The sequence below is a fragment of the Phytobacter sp. V69 genome, assembly GCF_965644215.1.
In the GTDB taxonomy this organism is placed as follows: domain Bacteria; phylum Pseudomonadota; class Gammaproteobacteria; order Enterobacterales; family Enterobacteriaceae; genus Phytobacter.
On sequence record NZ_CBFFRL010000473.1, the window covers coordinates 1 to 772 of the forward strand.

Annotated in this window: 2 pseudogenes; one reads left to right on the plus strand and one right to left on the minus strand. The window is 53.4% G+C overall.

Annotated features, from left to right (window positions below):
• Positions 1-72: 72 nt before the first annotated feature.
• A pseudogene (locus ACSZPU_RS26060) lies at positions 73-504 on the plus strand (anion permease); the annotation flags it as partial.
• Positions 505-617: 113 nt separating this feature from the next.
• Here the strand turns inward: ACSZPU_RS26060 and ACSZPU_RS26065 are convergent.
• A pseudogene (locus ACSZPU_RS26065) lies at positions 618-772 on the minus strand (glucarate dehydratase); the annotation flags it as partial.

A 772-nucleotide genomic window follows, 5' to 3' on the forward strand; every position in this document is an offset into this window, starting at 1 on the left:
TAGCGAGCCATAGTTCAATATGTTGTTGAAAAAGACAGTTACTATAACTCAGGTGATTAAGGGACACAGCCTAGCGTCATTATCTCTCTGGCCAGTGGACTCGCCGACCTCGGCTTTATCAAATGGATGACCCTCAAGCTTGGCGGCAGTATCCATGGTTTTAGCGCGATGGAATCCTTTGTCCTGCTGGGGCTTATCTATATCTACGTGCATTATTTATTTGCCACCGCCACCGGGCATGTGGCCGCGCTCTATGCCCCGTTCGCCGCAACCGCCATTGCTGCGGGCGCACCGCCCATGATGGTGGCGATCTGTTTCGGTATTTTCAGCAACCTGATGTGGGGCAATACGGAATATGGCGGCGGTCCTGGCCCTATCTATTTTGCTCAGGGCTATTTTGAGCGCCCCCGGTTCTACAGAATTAACTTCTGCGTTGTCACGTTTAATGTGGTGTTGATTTTTGCCGTCGGTATGGCCTGGTGGAAACTGCTCGGTTACTACTGATTGCGTTGCCCGTTGCGGCAAGGCAGACGTTCGCTTTGCCGCCTGTTCGTTTATCGGTAAAGGAATCGCATGGACTGCCCGGTACAATACAAATGTGCCGGACATATTCACACTCAGCGGCCAAATACCGGGCGTTTATGGTCGAATTTCCAGCCCGGGATCAGGTACTGCATCGGACCGGCATCGTTACTCGCGCCGCCCGGCAGGCTTTTGTAGATGGCATGGGCTTTTTCAATCTGCGCCCAGTCAATCTCCACGCCCAGGCCCG